Below are 16,777 nucleotides of genomic sequence, written 5' to 3' on the forward strand. Positions count from 1 at the left end.
TTAAGTCGATTATTTGCTAGGTTTTGTGGCTTGCATCGACTGCGCATCCTTGCTTACAAAGTCGAATAAGAATACAATCTATGGCCGATTTTTGACCCTGAGCTTATGCGATTGCGTTTCTAGGGGTGTTCGGAAATGCAGAGTATCAAAAAGCGTATTGTAACTGGGTCCTATGTCCCTAATTATTGTGCTCAAGCTCAGGCCGTATTGAGTAACGGAATAACCGATGACAACAAATACTGAAAACCAGAACAATTCTCTGGATATCGTGAAGTGGGGTTTAGCGATCATTTTGCTGGCCGCTGCTGTTATTGGCAATCAAATGTATAGCGAAACGAGTGCCGTCATACGCGCGCTTGGCGTTATCGTTGCATTCGCTATTGCTGGTTTTATTGCGCTACAGACAGAAAAGGGTAAAAAAGCCTTGGCTTTCGCTCGTGAGTCGCAAATTGAAGTGCGTAAGGTTGTATGGCCAACGCGTCAAGAAGCGCTTAACACCACTTTTATTGTCCTTGCTGCAACAGGTATCTTAGCTCTGGTTCTTTGGGGTATGGATGCTGTGTTAATGCGAATTGTCAATTTTATCACTGGCGTATAGGCACCTCGAATGACTGAAGCTAAAGAAGCTAAAAAAAGATGGTATGTAGTGCAGGCATTCTCTGGCTATGAAGGCCGAGTTTGTAAGTCACTGATTGAATACATTAAGATGCACGGCATGGAGCAATACTTTGGTGAAGTATTAGTTCCGACTGAAGAAGTTATTGAAATGCGTGCAGGTCAGCGTCGTAAGAGTGAACGTAAGTTTTTCCCTGGCTATGTGTTAGTGCAGATGGAAATGAACGATGACAGCTGGCATTTAGTCAAAAGCATCCCGCGTGTTTTAGGCTTTATTGGCGGAACCTCTGATCGTCCTGCCCCAATTTCAGATAAAGAAGCGGAAGCTATCCTGCGTCGCTTACAAGAAACTACGGCTTCACCAACTCACAGAACTATCTTTGAACCCGGTGAAGTGGTCCGCGTGTGTGATGGTCCATTTGCTGACTTTAACGGTACCGTTGAAGAGGTGGACTATGATAAGAGCCGCGTGAAAGTGTCGGTAATGATCTTTGGTCGTTCGACACCGGTTGAGCTCGATTTTAGTCAGGTCGAAAAAGGCTGATTAAATAAACTACAAAATCCGTTTGGCAACGGGTGCGGATTTCTATATAATCCGCACCCGTTGTTTTCGGGGGAGCATGTCGGCATGTCGCTGATGCGCGTTTGAACCCAAACTGAGGAAATGTCAGATGGCAAAGAAGATTGATGCTTATATTAAGCTGCAAGTAAAATCAGGTTCTGCGAACCCTTCACCACCAGTTGGTCCAGCTTTGGGTCAAAAAGGTGTGAACATCATGGAATTCTGTAAAGCGTTTAACGCCCGTACAGAAAAAATGGAAAAAGGCATGCCTATTCCAGTCGTGATCACTGTTTACAGTGACCGTTCATTCACTTTTGAAACTAAGACTCCGCCAGCGTCTTACTTACTGAAGACTGCTGCAGGCCTGAAATCAGGTTCTCCACGTCCTAACACTCAGAAAGTTGGAACTATCGCTCGCGCTAAGATTCAGGAAATTGCTGAAACTAAAGCTGCCGATATGACTGGTGCTGACATTGAAGCGATGACTCGCTCAATCGAAGGTACTGCGCGTTCAATGGGTTTGGTTGTAGAGGATTAATATAATGGCAAAGCTAACTAAACGCATGCGCGTAATTCGCGAGAAAGTTGACGGCACTAAAAGCTACGATATCAACGAAGCTGTTGCTCTGTTAAAAGAATTAGCAACTGCAAAATTCGTTGAAAGCGTAGACGTAGCAGTTAACTTGGGTATCGACCCACGTAAATCTGACCAAAACGTTCGTGGTGCAACAGTGTTGCCACACGGTACTGGTCGTGACGTTCGCGTTGCAGTATTTACACAAGGTGCAAATGCTGAAGCTGCTAAAGCAGCTGGCGCTGAGCTAGTTGGTATGGATGATCTGGCTGAGAAAATCAAAGCCGGTGAAATGAACTTTGACGTAGTTATCGCATCTCCAGATGCAATGCGCGTTGTTGGTATGTTAGGTCAAATCTTAGGCCCACGTGGTTTAATGCCTAACCCTAAAACAGGTACAGTAACGCCAAACGTTGCTGAAGCTGTTAAGAATGCCAAGGCTGGTCAAGTTCGTTACCGTAACGACAAGAATGGTATTATCCACACTACTATCGGTAAAGTGGATTTCACACCAGCTCAATTGAAAGAAAACTTGGAAGCGTTAATCACTGCACTGAAAAAGGCTAAGCCTGCAGTTGCAAAAGGTGTATACGTGAAGAAAGTGAGCATCTCCACCACTATGGGTGCAGGTGTTGCTGTCGACCAAGCGACTCTCGATACAGCTAACTAATTTTACAAGGTACGCGCATTAGTCTATAATGCGCGCACTTTGTGGGTTGAAGCCTGTTTTATGCCCTTTTTGGGGTGTTAAAAATTAGGCTTCCGTCCAAGACCGCAGGTGTTTACTTTAACGGTTTACTTAATTTCCTGCGTAGACGGTGTCAGGCCCCAGCTAAATTTTTTTACTGGATAATCTGCACCGTAAGTCACTAAATACATAAGTATTTAGTATGGTAAATACTAGGGAATACCCTAGGTAGAATCCAGGAGTAAAGCCAATGGCATTAAGACTCGAAGACAAAAAAGCGATTGTTGCTGAAGTCAACGAAGCTGCCAAAGGTGCGCTATCTGCAGTAGCCGCCGATTCACGCGGTGTAACTGTAGGTGCTATGACCGGTCTGCGTAAAAAAGCGCGTGAAGCTGGTGTTTATGTACGTGTAGTACGTAACACGCTAGCTAAACGTGCTGTTGAAGGTACAGCTTTTGAGTGCCTAGCAGAGACGTTCACTGGCCCAACTTTGATTGCTTTCTCTAACGAGCACCCAGGTGCTGCAGCTCGTCTGTTAAAAGACTTTGCTAAAGAGCAAGCTAACTTCGAAGTTAAAGGCGCAGCCTTTGAAGGGAATTTCATCCCTGCAGCTGACATTGATCGTTTGGCGAAACTGCCAACATACGAAGAAGCACTAGCTCAGTTAATGATGACTATGAAAGAAGCATCTGCTGGCAAGTTCGTTCGTACACTGGCCGCCCTGCGCGATCAAAAACAAGAAGCCGCTTAATTTCAAGCTGGCTGCTTAATGAAATTGAATTCAGAACAATAGGAAACATTTGTTATGTCTATCACTAAAGACCAAATCTTAGAAGCCTTTGCAGCTATGTCTGTAATGGAAGTTGTTGAACTGATCGAAGCAATGGAAGAGAAGTTCGGCGTTTCTGCCGCTGCTGCTGTTGTTTCTGGTGGTGGCGAAGCTGCTGCTGCTGTTGAAGAGCAAACAGAATTCAACGTAATTCTGACTGCACACGGCGACAACAAAGTTGCAGTAATTAAAGCCATCCGTGGCGCAACTGGTTTAGGCCTGAAAGAAGCTAAAGCTATGTCTGAAGCTGCTCCAGTAGCAGTTAAAGAAGGCGTTTCTAAAGAAGAAGCTGAAGCTCTGAAGAAAGAACTAGTTGAAGCTGGTGCTTCAGTAGAAATCAAGTAAGCTATTATTTAGCTTGCTCACCCAAGCCACTTGGGTGGAGGCTGGCGGTTTTTTAACCGTCGGCCTTTTTTGCGCTATATGCGCCGGCGATTTTTTTTCACCGTTTGTCGCCAGATTTTGCAGTCCCTAGCAGAGATTACTGGTTAGGTTCTTGCCATCAACGGTGATGGGCAAACGTGCTGAATGTAATGACATAAGTTATTGATTCAGTCTTGGTCACATCTCGTAAGCAGAGGAAACCCATGGTTTACTCCTATTCTGAAAAGAAGCGTATTCGCAAAGACTTTGGTAAGCGTCCACAGGTGTTGGATATTCCTTACCTTTTGTCTATTCAGTTAGACTCTTTTAAGAAGTTCACCGATCAAGATCCTACCGGTGAGCGCGGTCTTGAAGCCGCCTTCCGTAGCGTTTTTCCCATCAAGAGCTTTTCTGGTAATTCAGAACTGCAATACGTCAGCTATAAGCTTGGCGAGCCTGTTTTTGATGTGAAAGAGTGTCAGATCCGCGGTGTTACGTATTCAGCACCACTACGCGTTAAATTACGCATGGTGTTGTATGACCGTGAAGCAGCGGCGGGCACTGTAAAGGATATTAAAGAACAAGAAGTCTATATGGGTGATATCCCATTGATGACGGATAACGGTACTTTCGTTATCAACGGTACTGAGCGTGTAATCGTATCTCAATTACACCGCAGCCCAGGCGTGTTCTTCGATCATGACCGTGGTAAAACCCACTCATCAGGTAAGGTGCTGTATAACGCGCGAATTATTCCTTACCGTGGTTCATGGCTTGACTTTGAATTCGATCCTAAAGATGCGCTTTTCGTACGTATCGACCGTCGCCGTAAATTACCTGCGACTATCATTCTGCGCGCATTAGAATATTCAACTCAAGAGATCCTCGATCTGTTCTTCGAACGCGTTGAGTTCAAGATCAAGAAAGATACGTTAGTGATGGCGTTGGTTCCTGAGCGTTTACGCGGCGAAACTGCCAGCTATGACATTAAGGATGCCGAGGGTTCTGTATTGGTTGAAGCGGGTCGCCGTATTACTGCGCGCCATATTCGCCAGTTAGAAAAAACCAATACCACTGAACTCGAAGTGCCAGTTGAATATATCGTGGGCAAATATGCTGCTCAAGATTATATCGATCCGGACACGGGTGAAGTGTTAGTGTCTGCCAACAGTGAAATCAGCCTAGAAGATCTGGCGAAATTATCACTGGCTGGCATTAAAGATATCAGCACGTTATATATTAACGAGCTAGATCACGGTGCTTATATTTCAGATACGCTGCGTATCGATTCAACCACTAACCGCTTAGAAGCGCTGGTTGAGATCTATCGCATGATGCGTCCTGGCGAGCCACCAACCAAAGATGCAGCCGAAGCCTTATTCCAGAACTTGTTCTTCAGCGAAGAACGTTATGACCTGTCTAAAGTCGGTCGTATGAAGTTCAACCGTCGTCTGAGTATTCCCGATGACGAAGGTAACGGTGTATTGTCTAAAGAAGACATCGTCGCGGTAATGAAGAACATCATTCATATCCGTAACGGTTTCGACGAAGTTGACGATATCGATCACTTAGGCAACCGTCGTATTCGTAGCGTCGGTGAAATGGCTGAAAACCAATTCCGCGTAGGTTTAGTCCGTGTTGAGCGCGCCGTGCGTGAACGTCTATCTTTAGGCGATCTGAACGAGCTGATGCCACAGGATTTAATCAACGCTAAGCCAATTTCTGCTGCAGTGAAAGAGTTCTTCGGTTCTTCTCAGCTGTCACAATTCATGGACCAAAACAACCCGCTGTCAGAAGTAACGCATAAGCGTCGTATTTCTGCCCTTGGCCCAGGTGGTTTGACCCGTGAACGTGCAGGCTTCGAAGTCCGCGACGTACATCCAACGCACTATGGTCGTTTATGTCCAATTGAGACCCCTGAGGGTCCAAACATTGGTCTAATCAACTCATTAGCAAGCTTTGCCCGTACTAACTCCTACGGCTTCCTAGAAACACCATACCGCAAAGTGGTAGACGGTGTGATCACTGACGAAGTGGAATACTTGTCGGCAATCGAAGAAGGTCGCTATGTGATTGCACAGGCGAACATCGAAGTTGACTCACAAGGCCGCATGGTTGAAGAACAGATTGCTTGCCGTCACAAAGGTGAATCTACCTTTATGCGCGCATCTGACATTCAATACATGGACGTATCGCCACAACAGATTATTTCTGTTGCTGCGTCACTGATCCCGTTCTTAGAACACGACGACGCTAACCGTGCATTGATGGGTGCGAACATGCAACGTCAAGCGGTACCAACTCTGCGCTCTGAAAAGCCGTTAGTAGGTACTGGTATTGAACGTACGCTGGCTGTCGACTCAGGTGTTGTGGTGTCAGCTAAGCGTGGCGGCGTGATCGATTATGTCGATGCGAGCCGCATCGTTGTTAAAGTCAATGAAGATGAGCTACGCCCAGGCGAAGCTGGTATCGACATTTATAACCTGACTAAATACACCCGTTCTAACCAAAACACTTGTATTAACCAACGCCCTTGTTGTGCCGTTGGTGAGCCAGTGGTTCGTGGTGACGTGTTAGCAGACGGTCCGTCTACTGACTTAGGTGACTTAGCCCTTGGCCAGAACATGCGTATCGCGTTTATGCCTTGGAACGGTTACAACTTCGAAGACTCGATCTTAATTTCTGAGCGTGTAGCGCAGGAAGACCGTTTCACTACTATCCACATTCAAGAGCTGTCTTGTATCGCTCGTGATACTAAGCTGGGTAGTGAAGAAATCACCGCTGACATTCCAAACGTAGGCGAATCTGCCCTGTCGAAACTCGACGAGTCAGGTATCGTTTACATCGGTGCAGAAGTGAAGGGCGGCGATATTCTGGTCGGCAAAGTAACGCCAAAAGGCGAAACACAGCTGACACCAGAAGAGAAGTTACTCCGTGCTATCTTCGGTGAGAAAGCGTCTGATGTGAAAGACAGCTCACTGCGTGTACCTAACTCTGTTAAGGGCACTATCATCGACGTTCAGGTATTTACCCGTGACGGCGTTGAAAAAGATAAACGTGCTGTTGAAATCGAAGAAATGCACATCGCCCAAGCGCGTAAAGACTTAGGCGAAGAGTTCAAGATCCTTGAAGAAGGTGTATTGAGCCGTGCACGCAACCTATTATTAGGTGCGGGTTTCACAGAAACACAAATCGCAGCTATGCCACGTAAGGATGTATTGGTTCAAGTCATTGACGATGAAGCAAAACAAACTGAACTTGAGCAATTAGCTGAACAGCATGAAGAGCTGAAAGCAGACTTTGATAAGAAGTTTGAAATCAAGCGTCGCAAGATCACCCAAGGTGATGACTTGGCGCCAGGCGTACTGAAGATCGTTAAGGTTTACTTAGCGGTTAAGCGTACGATTCAACCTGGTGACAAGATGGCGGGTCGTCATGGTAACAAGGGTGTTATCTCTAAGATTTGCCCAATCGAAGATATGCCATATGACGAACAAGGTAACCCAGTAGACATCGTATTGAACCCGTTAGGCGTTCCATCACGTATGAACATTGGTCAGGTACTTGAAGTCCATATGGGCGCCGCGGCTAAAGGGATTGGTAACAAGATCACTGCAATGCTTGAAGAACAGCGCGAGCTGGCTGAAGTACGTGGTTACATCAAGCAAGTGTATGAGTTAGGTGACGAAGTGCAGCAGCGCGTCGATATCGATTCATTCACCGATGATGAAGTGATGCGTCTTGCCCAAAACCTGAAAGGCGGTATCCCGATTGCGACTCCTGCATTCGACGGTGCTAAAGAGAAAGAGATCAAGCAGATGCTTGAGCTTGCAGGCTTGCCAACCTCTGGCCAGCTGAAGTTGTATGATGGTCGTACCGGTAACGAATTTGAGCGTCAAGTAACAGTAGGTTACATGTACATGCTCAAACTGAACCACTTAGTTGATGACAAGATGCACGCCCGTTCTACCGGCTCGTACAGCTTAGTGACTCAACAGCCTCTGGGCGGTAAAGCTCAGTTCGGTGGTCAGCGTTTCGGGGAGATGGAAGTGTGGGCACTGGAAGCATACGGTGCCGCTTATACGCTTCAAGAAATGCTCACCGTGAAATCGGATGACGTTAACGGTCGTACTCAGATGTATAAGAACATCGTTGACGGTAACCATCAGATGCAACCTGGCATGCCAGAGTCCTTCAACGTATTACTGAAGGAGATCCGTTCACTCGGTATTAATATCGAGTTGGATCAGGAATAAGCGCAGGCAGTAGCCGCGTTTGGCAACAGAATGGTGCACCGTGTGAGCGGTGCACCCGGTTTAACTCCTTCAGGAGAGAAACGTGAAAGACTTATTAAAGTTTCTGAAACAGCAAAGCAAGACTGAAGAATTTAACGGCATCAAAATTGGTCTGGCATCGCCTGATCTGATCCGTTCTTGGTCTTTTGGTGAAGTTAAGAAGCCAGAAACCATCAACTACCGTACCTTCAAGCCTGAGCGTGAAGGTCTGTTCTGTGCGCGTATCTTTGGCCCAGTCAAAGATTACGAATGTTTGTGCGGTAAGTACAAACGTTTGAAGCACCGTGGTGTTATTTGTGAAAAGTGTGGTGTTGAAGTCACCCAAACTAAAGTACGTCGTGAGCGTATGGGTCACATCGAACTGGCTAGCCCAGTTGCCCACATTTGGTTCTTAAAATCACTGCCGTCCCGTATCGGCTTAATGCTGGATATGACGCTGCGTGATATCGAGCGCGTACTGTATTTTGAATCTTTCGTCGTGATCGAGCCTGGCATGACCAGCCTTGAACGTGGCCAAATGCTGACAGAAGAAACTTATCTGGATGCATTAGAAGAATACGGTGACGAATTCGAAGCTAAAATGGGTGCCGAAGCAGTGCTTGAACTGTTACGTGCTATCGATTTAGCGAAAGAAATCGAACAAATGCGTGAAGAATTACCTTCAATCAACTCTGAGACTCGTCGCAAAAAAGTGACTAAACGTCTTAAGCTGATGGAAGCATTCTACACTTCAGGCAACAAGCCTGAGTGGATGATCTTAAAAGTACTGCCTGTGTTACCTCCTGACTTACGTCCGCTGGTACCGCTCGATGGCGGCCGCTTCGCGACTTCAGATCTGAACGATCTGTATCGCCGCGTGATCAACCGTAACAACCGTTTGAAGCGTCTGTTAGATTTAGCTGCGCCAGACATTATCGTACGCAACGAAAAGCGTATGCTACAAGAGTCTGTTGATGCGCTATTAGATAACGGTCGTCGTGGTCGTGCTATCACCGGTTCTAACAAACGCCCTCTGAAATCTTTGGCCGATATGATCAAAGGTAAGCAAGGTCGTTTCCGTCAGAACTTGTTAGGTAAGCGCGTCGACTACTCTGGTCGTTCGGTAATTACCGTAGGTCCTACTTTACGTCTGCACCAATGTGGTCTTCCTAAGAAGATGGCATTGGAACTGTTCAAGCCATTCATCTATGGCAAGCTGGAAGGTCGTGGCTTAGCGACAACCATCAAAGCGGCTAAGAAGATGGTAGAGCGTGAAGTGGCGGAAGTTTGGGACGTTCTGGACGAAGTGATCCGCGAACATCCAGTGATGCTCAACCGTGCACCAACACTGCACAGACTGGGTATCCAAGCGTTCGAACCCGTGCTGATTGAAGGTAAAGCAATCCAGTTACACCCACTCGTTTGTGCGGCATACAACGCCGACTTCGACGGTGACCAAATGGCGGTACACGTACCGTTAACACTGGAAGCGCAGCTTGAAGCCCGTGCCCTGATGATGTCTACCAACAACATCCTGTCACCAGCGAACGGCGAGCCTGTAATCACTCCGTCTCAAGACGTGGTATTGGGTCTGTACTACACCAGCCGTGAGCGTATCAACGGCCGTGGTGAAGGTATGGCATTTATGTCCGTTGCTGAAGTTGAAAAAGCTTATGCAACTGGCGCTGCTGAACTGCATGCCCGCGTGAAAGTGCGTATCACTGAAACCATTATTGGTGACAATGGTGAGCGCAGCGAACAACGCCGTATCGTTGATACGACTGTGGGTCGTGCTCTGCTGTCACTTATTCTGCCAGCAGGTTTGTCGTTTGATCTGGTTAACCAGAACATGGGCAAGAAGCAGATCTCTAAGCTACTGAACACTTGTTACCGTCAATTAGGTCTGAAAGATACTGTTATCTTCGCTGACCAATTGATGTATACCGGTTTCCGTTTCGCGACTATCTCTGGTGCATCTGTCGGTATCGACGACATGGTGATCCCAGCTGAGAAGTACACCTTAGTTGCCGACGCTGAAGCGGAAGTTCTTGAAATTCAAGAGCAGTTCCAATCTGGTCTAGTAACTGCGGGTGAGCGTTACAACAAAGTTATCGATATCTGGGCAAGTGCCAACGAAAAAGTTTCTAAAGCTATGATGGAAAACCTGTCAACTGAGACAGTGATTAACCGTGATGGCGTTGAAGAGAAACAAGCCTCGTTTAACAGCATCTATATGATGGCCGACTCGGGTGCTCGTGGTAGTGCCGCACAGATCCGTCAGTTGGCGGGTATGCGTGGTCTGATGGCTAAGCCTGACGGCTCAATCATCGAAACGCCAATTACCGCTAACTTCCGTGAGGGTCTGAACGTACTCCAGTACTTTATTTCTACTCACGGTGCGCGTAAAGGTCTAGCCGATACCGCATTGAAGACAGCGAACTCGGGTTATCTGACGCGTCGTCTGGTTGACGTTGCCCAAGATTTAGTGGTCATCGAAGACGATTGTGGTACCCACGAAGGTCTGACAATGAAGCCGCTGATCGAAGGTGGTGACGTAGTTGAGCCATTACGTGAACGCGTGCTGGGTCGTGTGGTTGCTCAAGATGTATTCTTCCCCGGTACAGAAGATATTCTGGCACCACGTAACACCCTGCTCGATGAAGCATGGTGTGACAAGTTAGAAGAACACTCAATCGACGAAGTGATTGTACGTTCGGTTATTACCTGTGATACCGATTTCGGTGTATGTGCAGCCTGTTATGGTCGTGACTTGGCCCGTGGCCATATCATCAACCACGGTGAAGCCATTGGTGTTGTGGCAGCACAATCCATCGGTGAACCAGGTACACAGTTAACGATGCGTACCTTCCACATCGGTGGTGCGGCATCGCGTGCTTCTGCAGAAAACAACGTCCAAGTGAAAAACTCGGGTTCATTGAAACTGCATAATGCTAAGCATGTTACCAACAGCGACGGCAAACTGGTTATCGTTTCTCGTTCTTCTGAGCTGGCCGTCATCGATGAGCTGGGTCGTGAGAAAGAGCGTTACAAAGTGCCATACGGTACTGTGCTTGAGAAGTTGGAAGATGCAGCGGTTGAAGCGGGCGATATCATCGCTAACTGGGACCCACATACTCACCCAATCATTTCTGAAGTAGCGGGTAGCATCAAGTTCGTGGACATGATTGACGGTGTCACTATGACACGTCAAACAGACGAACTGACAGGTCTATCATCGATCGTGATCCTAGACGTAGGTCAGCGTGGTACAGCGGGCAAAGAAATGCGCCCAATGATCCGCCTGCTTGGCGCCGACGGTAGTGATCTGATGATCCCAGGTACTGAAGTTCCAGCACAGTACTTCTTACCCGGCAGTGCGATCGTTAACCTTGACGACAACGCGCAAATCAACGTGGGTGACGCGTTAGCACGTATTCCGCAGGAATCGTCTAAGACACGCGACATCACCGGTGGTCTGCCACGCGTTGCTGACTTGTTCGAAGCGCGTAAACCAAAAGAGCCTGCAATTCTGGCTGAAATCTCTGGTACCATCTCGTTTGGTAAAGAGACCAAAGGCAAGCGTCGTCTGGTAATTACACCTGCCGATGGTGGCGATCAATACGAAGAGATGATCCCGAAATGGCGTAACTTAAACGTGTTCGAAGGTGAAAAAGTCGAACGTGGTGAAGTTATTGCCGACGGTCCAGAAGCGGCGCATGACATTCTGCGTCTGCGTGGCATCCACAACGTAGCTAACTACATTGTGAACGAAGTGCAGGATGTTTACCGTCTGCAGGGCGTGAAGATCAACGATAAGCATATCGAAGTGATCATCCGTCAAATGCTGCGTAAGTGCTTGATCACTTCCTCGGGCGACACTGAGTTCCTCGAAGGGGAACAAGCTGAAGTGTCACGCGTGAAGATCGCTAACCGCGAACTTATTGCTCAAGGTAAAGTGCCTGCGACCTTCGAACGTGAACTGCTGGGTATCACTAAAGCGTCTCTGGCAACAGAATCGTTTATCTCTGCAGCATCGTTCCAAGAAACGACACGTGTACTGACCGAAGCCGCCGTAGGTGGTAAGAGCGATCAACTGCGTGGTCTGAAAGAAAACGTGATCGTAGGCCGTCTGATCCCAGCCGGTACTGGTTATGCTTATCATAAGACCCGTAATGATGCCCGTGCTAAGAAAGACGAGCCAGTTGTAGTGAATAAGATCACTGCAAGTGAAGCCGAGCAGAACCTCGCTGATCTGTTAAACTTGGCTGGTAGCCAAGATTAAGTAATCAGTTTGTAACAAAAAGGCGCCTATGGCGCCTTTTTTCTTGTAAAATGCCGCAAAAGTTGGCTATTTCTTGACAGTCCGGCATTACCTTTCTAAAATTCCGCGTCCCACCATTGTGGGATATAGATTTTTCACACCTTATCGTTGAGTTTGATTCAACTGACTCGGAGCTATACATGGCAACTGTAAACCAGTTGGTACGTAAGCCACGCGCGCCAAAAGTCGACAAGACTAACGTGCCTGCGTTGAATGCGTGCCCACAGAAGCGTGGTGTTTGTACACGTGTGTACACTACTACCCCTAAAAAACCTAACTCTGCACTACGTAAAGTAGCTCGTGTGCGTCTAACTAACGGTTTCGAAGTAACTTCGTACATCGGCGGTGAAGGCCACAACCTGCAGGAACACAGCGTGATCTTAATCCGTGGTGGTCGTGTTAAAGACTTACCAGGTGTTCGCTATCACACTGTTCGTGGCGCACTAGACTGTGCTGGCGTGAGTTCACGTCGTCAAAGTCGTTCTAAGTACGGTGCAAAGCGTCCTAAGTCTTAACGTATCCGTTAAGTAAGGCCAAGCTAGTTTATTTTGAGAATTCCAGTTTTGGAAATCCCTGAAGCATACGGAGAATTGTTATGCCAAGACGTCGCGTTGTAGGACAACGTAAAATCCTACCAGATCCAAAGTTTCACAGTGAGTTGCTGGCTAAGTTCATCAACGTCATTATGCAAGACGGCAAAAAGTCGACTGCAGAAAAAATCATTTACAAGGCACTAGACGTTATCGCTGAAAAGAAAAGCGAAAACCATTTAGTTATCCTTGAAGCAGCCCTGGACAACGTTCGCCCATCCGTCGAAGTTAAATCTCGTCGCGTTGGTGGTTCTACGTACCAGGTACCATGTGAAGTTCGTCCTGTGCGTCGTAACGCACTGGCGATGCGCTGGTTAGTTGAAGCTGCCCGTAAGCGTGGTGAAAAATCTATGGCTTTACGTCTAGCAGGTGAAATGCTAGATGCGTCTGAAAACAAAGGTACTGCTGTTAAGAAGCGTGAAGACGTGCACCGCATGGCTGAAGCTAACAAGGCCTTTGCTCATTACCGTTGGTAATCTGATGGTGTGGGCTTAGGCCCACACCATTGTTGTTGATATTGCCAAGACAACCGTCTTGGTGGAGAGGGTATAATCGTGGCTCGTATAACCCCAATTGAGCGTTATCGTAATATCGGTATTTGTGCTCATGTGGATGCAGGTAAAACCACCACAACAGAACGTGTTCTGTTCTATACCGGTTTGTCTCATAAAATCGGTGAGGTGCATGACGGCGCCGCGACCACTGACTGGATGGTTCAAGAGCAAGAGCGTGGTATTACTATTACCTCTGCCGCTGTAACAACCTTCTGGCGTGGTATGGATGCTCAATTCACTGAACACCGCATCAATATCATCGATACCCCTGGTCACGTTGACTTTACTATTGAAGTTGAACGTTCTTTGCGCGTTCTTGACGGCGCTGTGGTGGTTTTTTGTGGTTCTTCTGGTGTTGAACCCCAATCGGAAACCGTATGGCGTCAAGCTGATAAATACCGCGTTCCACGCCTGGTATTTGTTAACAAGATGGACCGTGCAGGTGCGGACTTTGAACGTGTAGTGAAACAAATCAGAACTCGCCTAGGGGCCACTTGTGTACCGATCCAATTGAATATCGGTTCAGAAGAAAACTTCACTGGCGTGATCGATTTAATCAAGATGAAAGCCATCAACTGGAATGAAGCAGACCAGGGGATGACTTTTACTTATGAAGAGATCCCAGCGCATTTAGCGGCCAAAGCTGCTGAAATGCATGAGTATCTGATTGAAGCTGCCGCCGAGGCCTCGGACGAACTGATGGATAAATACCTTGAAGAAGGTACGCTATCAGAAGACGAGATCAAAAAAGCGCTGCGTCAACGTACTATAAATAATGAAATCGTTTTAGCGACCTGTGGTTCTGCATTTAAGAACAAGGGCGTTCAAGCGGTACTCGATGCGGTAGTGGAATTCTTGCCAGCTCCCGTTGATGTGCCTCCAATCAAGGGCATCGACGACAATGAGCAAGAAGTAGAGCGCCCATCAGATGACAATGCGCCCTTTGCTGCATTGGCATTTAAGATTGCTACAGATCCATTCGTAGGCACTCTAACCTTTATCCGTGTGTACTCAGGCGTACTCGAATCGGGTTCTGGCGTTTACAACTCTGTTAAACAGAAACGTGAACGTATCGGCCGTATCGTGCAAATGCACGCGAACGATCGAACTGAACTGAAAGAAGTTCGTGCTGGTGATATTGCCGCGGCTATTGGCTTAAAAGAGGTGACTACGGGTGATACGCTTTGTGATAACGATCATAAAGTGATCTTGGAACGTATGGAGTTCCCTGAGCCAGTAATTACCATTGCCGTTGAGCCTAAGTCTAAAGCTGACCAAGATAAGATGGGTATCGCGCTGCAAAAGCTTGCAGCGGAAGATCCATCATTCCGGGTTGAAACTGACGAAGAATCATCACAAACTCTGATTTCAGGAATGGGTGAGTTACACTTAGACATCATCGTCGACCGTATGCGTCGTGAATTTGGTGTCGAATGTAACGTAGGTAAGCCACAAGTGGCCTACCGTGAGACCATTCGTGGATCAGTTGAAGCGGAAGGTAAATTTGTACGCCAATCAGGTGGTCGTGGACAATTCGGCCATGTTTGGTTAAAACTAGAGCCTAATGAAGAAGGCGCTGGTTACGAATTTATCAATGCGATTGTAGGGGGTGTGGTTCCTCGTGAATTCATTCCTGCGGTTGATAAAGGTATCCAAGAACAGATGAAGAACGGCGTACTCGCTGGCTTCCCTGTGTTGGACGTGAAGGTCACTCTGTTCGATGGTTCATATCATGATGTGGACTCGAATGAAATGGCGTTCAAAATTGCGGGTTCTATGGGCTTCAAAAAGGGTGCGCTTGAGGCGAAACCTGTGTTGCTCGAGCCTTGCATGAAAGTAGAAGTAACTACCCCTGAGAACTACATGGGTGACGTGGTTGGTGATTTAAACCGTCGTCGTGGTTTTGATTGAAGGTATGGATGATGGCTTTGGTGGCATCAAAATAGTCCATGCTGTAGTGCCTCTTTCTGAAATGTTTGGTTATGCGACTGATTTGCGCTCTGCAACTCAGGGGCGTGCTTCGTACTCTATGGAGTTCTTGAAGTACTCTGATGCACCGCAAAACATTGCGAAAGCGATTATTGAATCTCGTAGCTAATTTCCAGTTACGACATAAATGTTATATGGTCCAGCTTTGACTGGACTATTCTGAAAAGAAAGGAATATATCGTGGCAAAAGCTAAATTTGAACGTATTAAGCCTCATCGTAAACGTGGGCACCATTGGTCACGTTGACCATGGTAAAACCACTCTGACTGCAGCTATCTCTCACGTACTGGCTAAGACCTACGGTGGCGAAGCTAAAGACTTCTCTCAAATCGATAACGCTCCAGAAGAGCGTGAGCGCGGTATTACCATCAATACCTCTCACATCGAATATGACACGCCTTCACGCCACTACGCTCACGTAGACTGCCCAGGCCACGCTGACTATGTTAAAAACATGATCACTGGTGCTGCACAGATGGACGGCGCGATCCTAGTAGTAGCTTCAACAGACGGTCCAATGCCACAAACTCGTGAGCACATTCTGCTGTCTCGCCAAGTAGGCGTACCGTACATCATCGTGTTCATGAACAAATGTGACATGGTAGATGACGAAGAACTGTTAGAGACTAGTAGAGATGGAAGTTCGTGAACTGTTATCAGAATACGATTTCCCAGGTGATGACTTACCAGTAATCCAAGGTTCAGCTCTGAAAGCGCTAGAAGGCGAGCCAGAGTGGGAAGCGAAGATCATTGAATTAGCCGCGGCACTGGATTCTTACATTCCAGAACCACAACGTGACATCGATAAGCCGTTCCTACTGCCAATCGAAGACGTATTCTCAATCTCTGGCCGTGGTACAGTAGTTACAGGTCGTGTTGAGCGTGGTATTGTTCGCGTAGGCGACGAAGTTGAAATCGTTGGTGTTCGCGCTACGACTAAAACAACATGTACCGGTGTAGAAATGTTCCGTAAACTGCTTGACGAAGGTCGTGCAGGTGAGAACTGTGGTATTTTGTTACGTGGTACTAAGCGTGATGACGTAGAACGTGGTCAAGTATTAGCGAAGCCAGGTTCAATCAACCCACACACTACTTTTGAATCAGAAGTATACGTGCTGTCAAAAGAAGAAGGTGGACGTCACACTCCATTCTTCAAAGGCTACCGTCCACAGTTCTACTTCCGTACAACTGACGTAACCGGTACTATCGAACTGCCAGAAGGCGTAGAGATGGTAATGCCAGGCGACAACATCAAGATGAAAGTGACACTGATCTGCCCAATCGCGATGGACGAAGGTTTACGCTTCGCAATCCGTGAAGGTGGCCGTACAGTAGGCGCTGGTGTTGTAGCTAAGATTTTCGCTTAATCGCGAGCTTAGAGACAATGCTGAAAAAGGAAGCCTAGGCTTCCTTTTTAT

General features: G+C 47.2%; 10 protein-coding genes and 2 pseudogenes. All 12 read left to right on the forward strand.

The window, feature by feature from the left end:
* Positions 1-226 precede the first annotated feature (226 nt).
* Positions 227-598: a preprotein translocase subunit SecE gene (gene secE / locus SOHN41_RS00695; protein ID WP_007644299.1), complete on the forward strand. Its 372-nt coding sequence runs from the start codon at positions 227-229 to the stop codon at positions 596-598.
* 9 nt (positions 599-607) lie between these two features.
* Positions 608-1,159 (forward strand): transcription termination/antitermination protein NusG, encoded by a 552-nt coding sequence (gene nusG / locus SOHN41_RS00700; protein WP_007644300.1) that lies wholly within the window; start codon positions 608-610, stop codon positions 1,157-1,159.
* A 127-nt stretch (positions 1,160-1,286) separates the two neighbouring features.
* Positions 1,287-1,715 carry a 50S ribosomal protein L11 gene (gene rplK / locus SOHN41_RS00705; protein WP_007644302.1) on the forward strand — a complete coding sequence of 143 codons (429 nt, stop codon included), beginning with the start codon at positions 1,287-1,289 and terminating at the stop codon, positions 1,713-1,715.
* Positions 1,716-1,719: 4 nt separating this feature from the next.
* The gene (gene rplA / locus SOHN41_RS00710) at positions 1,720-2,421 is read left to right on the forward strand and encodes a 50S ribosomal protein L1 (protein ID WP_007644318.1); all 702 of its coding nucleotides are present in this window, start codon (positions 1,720-1,722) and stop codon (positions 2,419-2,421) included.
* Positions 2,422-2,689: 268 nt separating this feature from the next.
* On the forward strand, positions 2,690-3,190 hold the full coding sequence (gene rplJ / locus SOHN41_RS00715; protein WP_007644320.1) for a 50S ribosomal protein L10: 501 nt from the start codon (positions 2,690-2,692) through the stop codon (positions 3,188-3,190).
* 54 nt (positions 3,191-3,244) lie between these two features.
* On the forward strand, positions 3,245-3,613 hold the full coding sequence (rplL, locus tag SOHN41_RS00720; protein WP_007644333.1) for a 50S ribosomal protein L7/L12: 369 nt from the start codon (positions 3,245-3,247) through the stop codon (positions 3,611-3,613).
* 242 nt (positions 3,614-3,855) lie between these two features.
* Positions 3,856-7,887: a DNA-directed RNA polymerase subunit beta gene (gene rpoB, locus SOHN41_RS00725; RefSeq protein ID WP_007644338.1), complete on the forward strand. Its 4,032-nt coding sequence runs from the start codon at positions 3,856-3,858 to the stop codon at positions 7,885-7,887.
* 82 nt (positions 7,888-7,969) lie between these two features.
* Positions 7,970-12,187, forward strand: coding sequence for a DNA-directed RNA polymerase subunit beta' (rpoC, locus tag SOHN41_RS00730; protein ID WP_007644343.1), 4,218 nt, complete (start codon positions 7,970-7,972; stop codon positions 12,185-12,187).
* Between the two features lie 179 nt (positions 12,188-12,366).
* Positions 12,367-12,741, forward strand: coding sequence for a 30S ribosomal protein S12 (gene rpsL, locus SOHN41_RS00735; RefSeq protein ID WP_037457737.1), 375 nt, complete (start codon positions 12,367-12,369; stop codon positions 12,739-12,741).
* Positions 12,742-12,821: 80 nt separating this feature from the next.
* Entirely contained in the window at positions 12,822-13,292 is a 471-nt protein-coding gene (gene rpsG, locus SOHN41_RS00740) for a 30S ribosomal protein S7 (RefSeq protein ID WP_007644345.1), read from the forward strand.
* Between the two features lie 78 nt (positions 13,293-13,370).
* A pseudogene (gene fusA, locus SOHN41_RS00745) lies at positions 13,371-15,468 on the forward strand (elongation factor G).
* 71 nt (positions 15,469-15,539) lie between these two features.
* A pseudogene (tuf, locus tag SOHN41_RS00750) lies at positions 15,540-16,726 on the forward strand (elongation factor Tu).
* The last annotated feature ends 51 nt before the right edge of the window (positions 16,727-16,777 follow it).

Source organism: Shewanella sp. HN-41 (assembly GCF_000217915.1).
Lineage (GTDB): Bacteria > Pseudomonadota > Gammaproteobacteria > Enterobacterales > Shewanellaceae > Shewanella.

What these genes read in the sequence shown, in the direction of transcription:
- secE (WP_007644299.1), top strand. Translation starts at nt 227, where the DNA reads ATGACAACAAATACTGAAAACCAGAACAATTCTCTGGATATCGTGAAG.
- rplK (WP_007644302.1), top strand. Translation starts at nt 1,287, where the DNA reads ATGGCAAAGAAGATTGATGCTTATATTAAGCTGCAAGTAAAATCAGGT.
- rpoB (WP_007644338.1), top strand. Translation starts at nt 3,856, where the DNA reads ATGGTTTACTCCTATTCTGAAAAGAAGCGTATTCGCAAAGACTTTGGT.
- rpsL (WP_037457737.1), top strand. Translation starts at nt 12,367, where the DNA reads ATGGCAACTGTAAACCAGTTGGTACGTAAGCCACGCGCGCCAAAAGTC.
- nusG (WP_007644300.1), top strand. Translation starts at nt 608, where the DNA reads ATGACTGAAGCTAAAGAAGCTAAAAAAAGATGGTATGTAGTGCAGGCA.
- rpsG (WP_007644345.1), top strand. Translation starts at nt 12,822, where the DNA reads ATGCCAAGACGTCGCGTTGTAGGACAACGTAAAATCCTACCAGATCCA.
- rplL (WP_007644333.1), top strand. Translation starts at nt 3,245, where the DNA reads ATGTCTATCACTAAAGACCAAATCTTAGAAGCCTTTGCAGCTATGTCT.
- rplJ (WP_007644320.1), top strand. Translation starts at nt 2,690, where the DNA reads ATGGCATTAAGACTCGAAGACAAAAAAGCGATTGTTGCTGAAGTCAAC.
- rplA (WP_007644318.1), top strand. Translation starts at nt 1,720, where the DNA reads ATGGCAAAGCTAACTAAACGCATGCGCGTAATTCGCGAGAAAGTTGAC.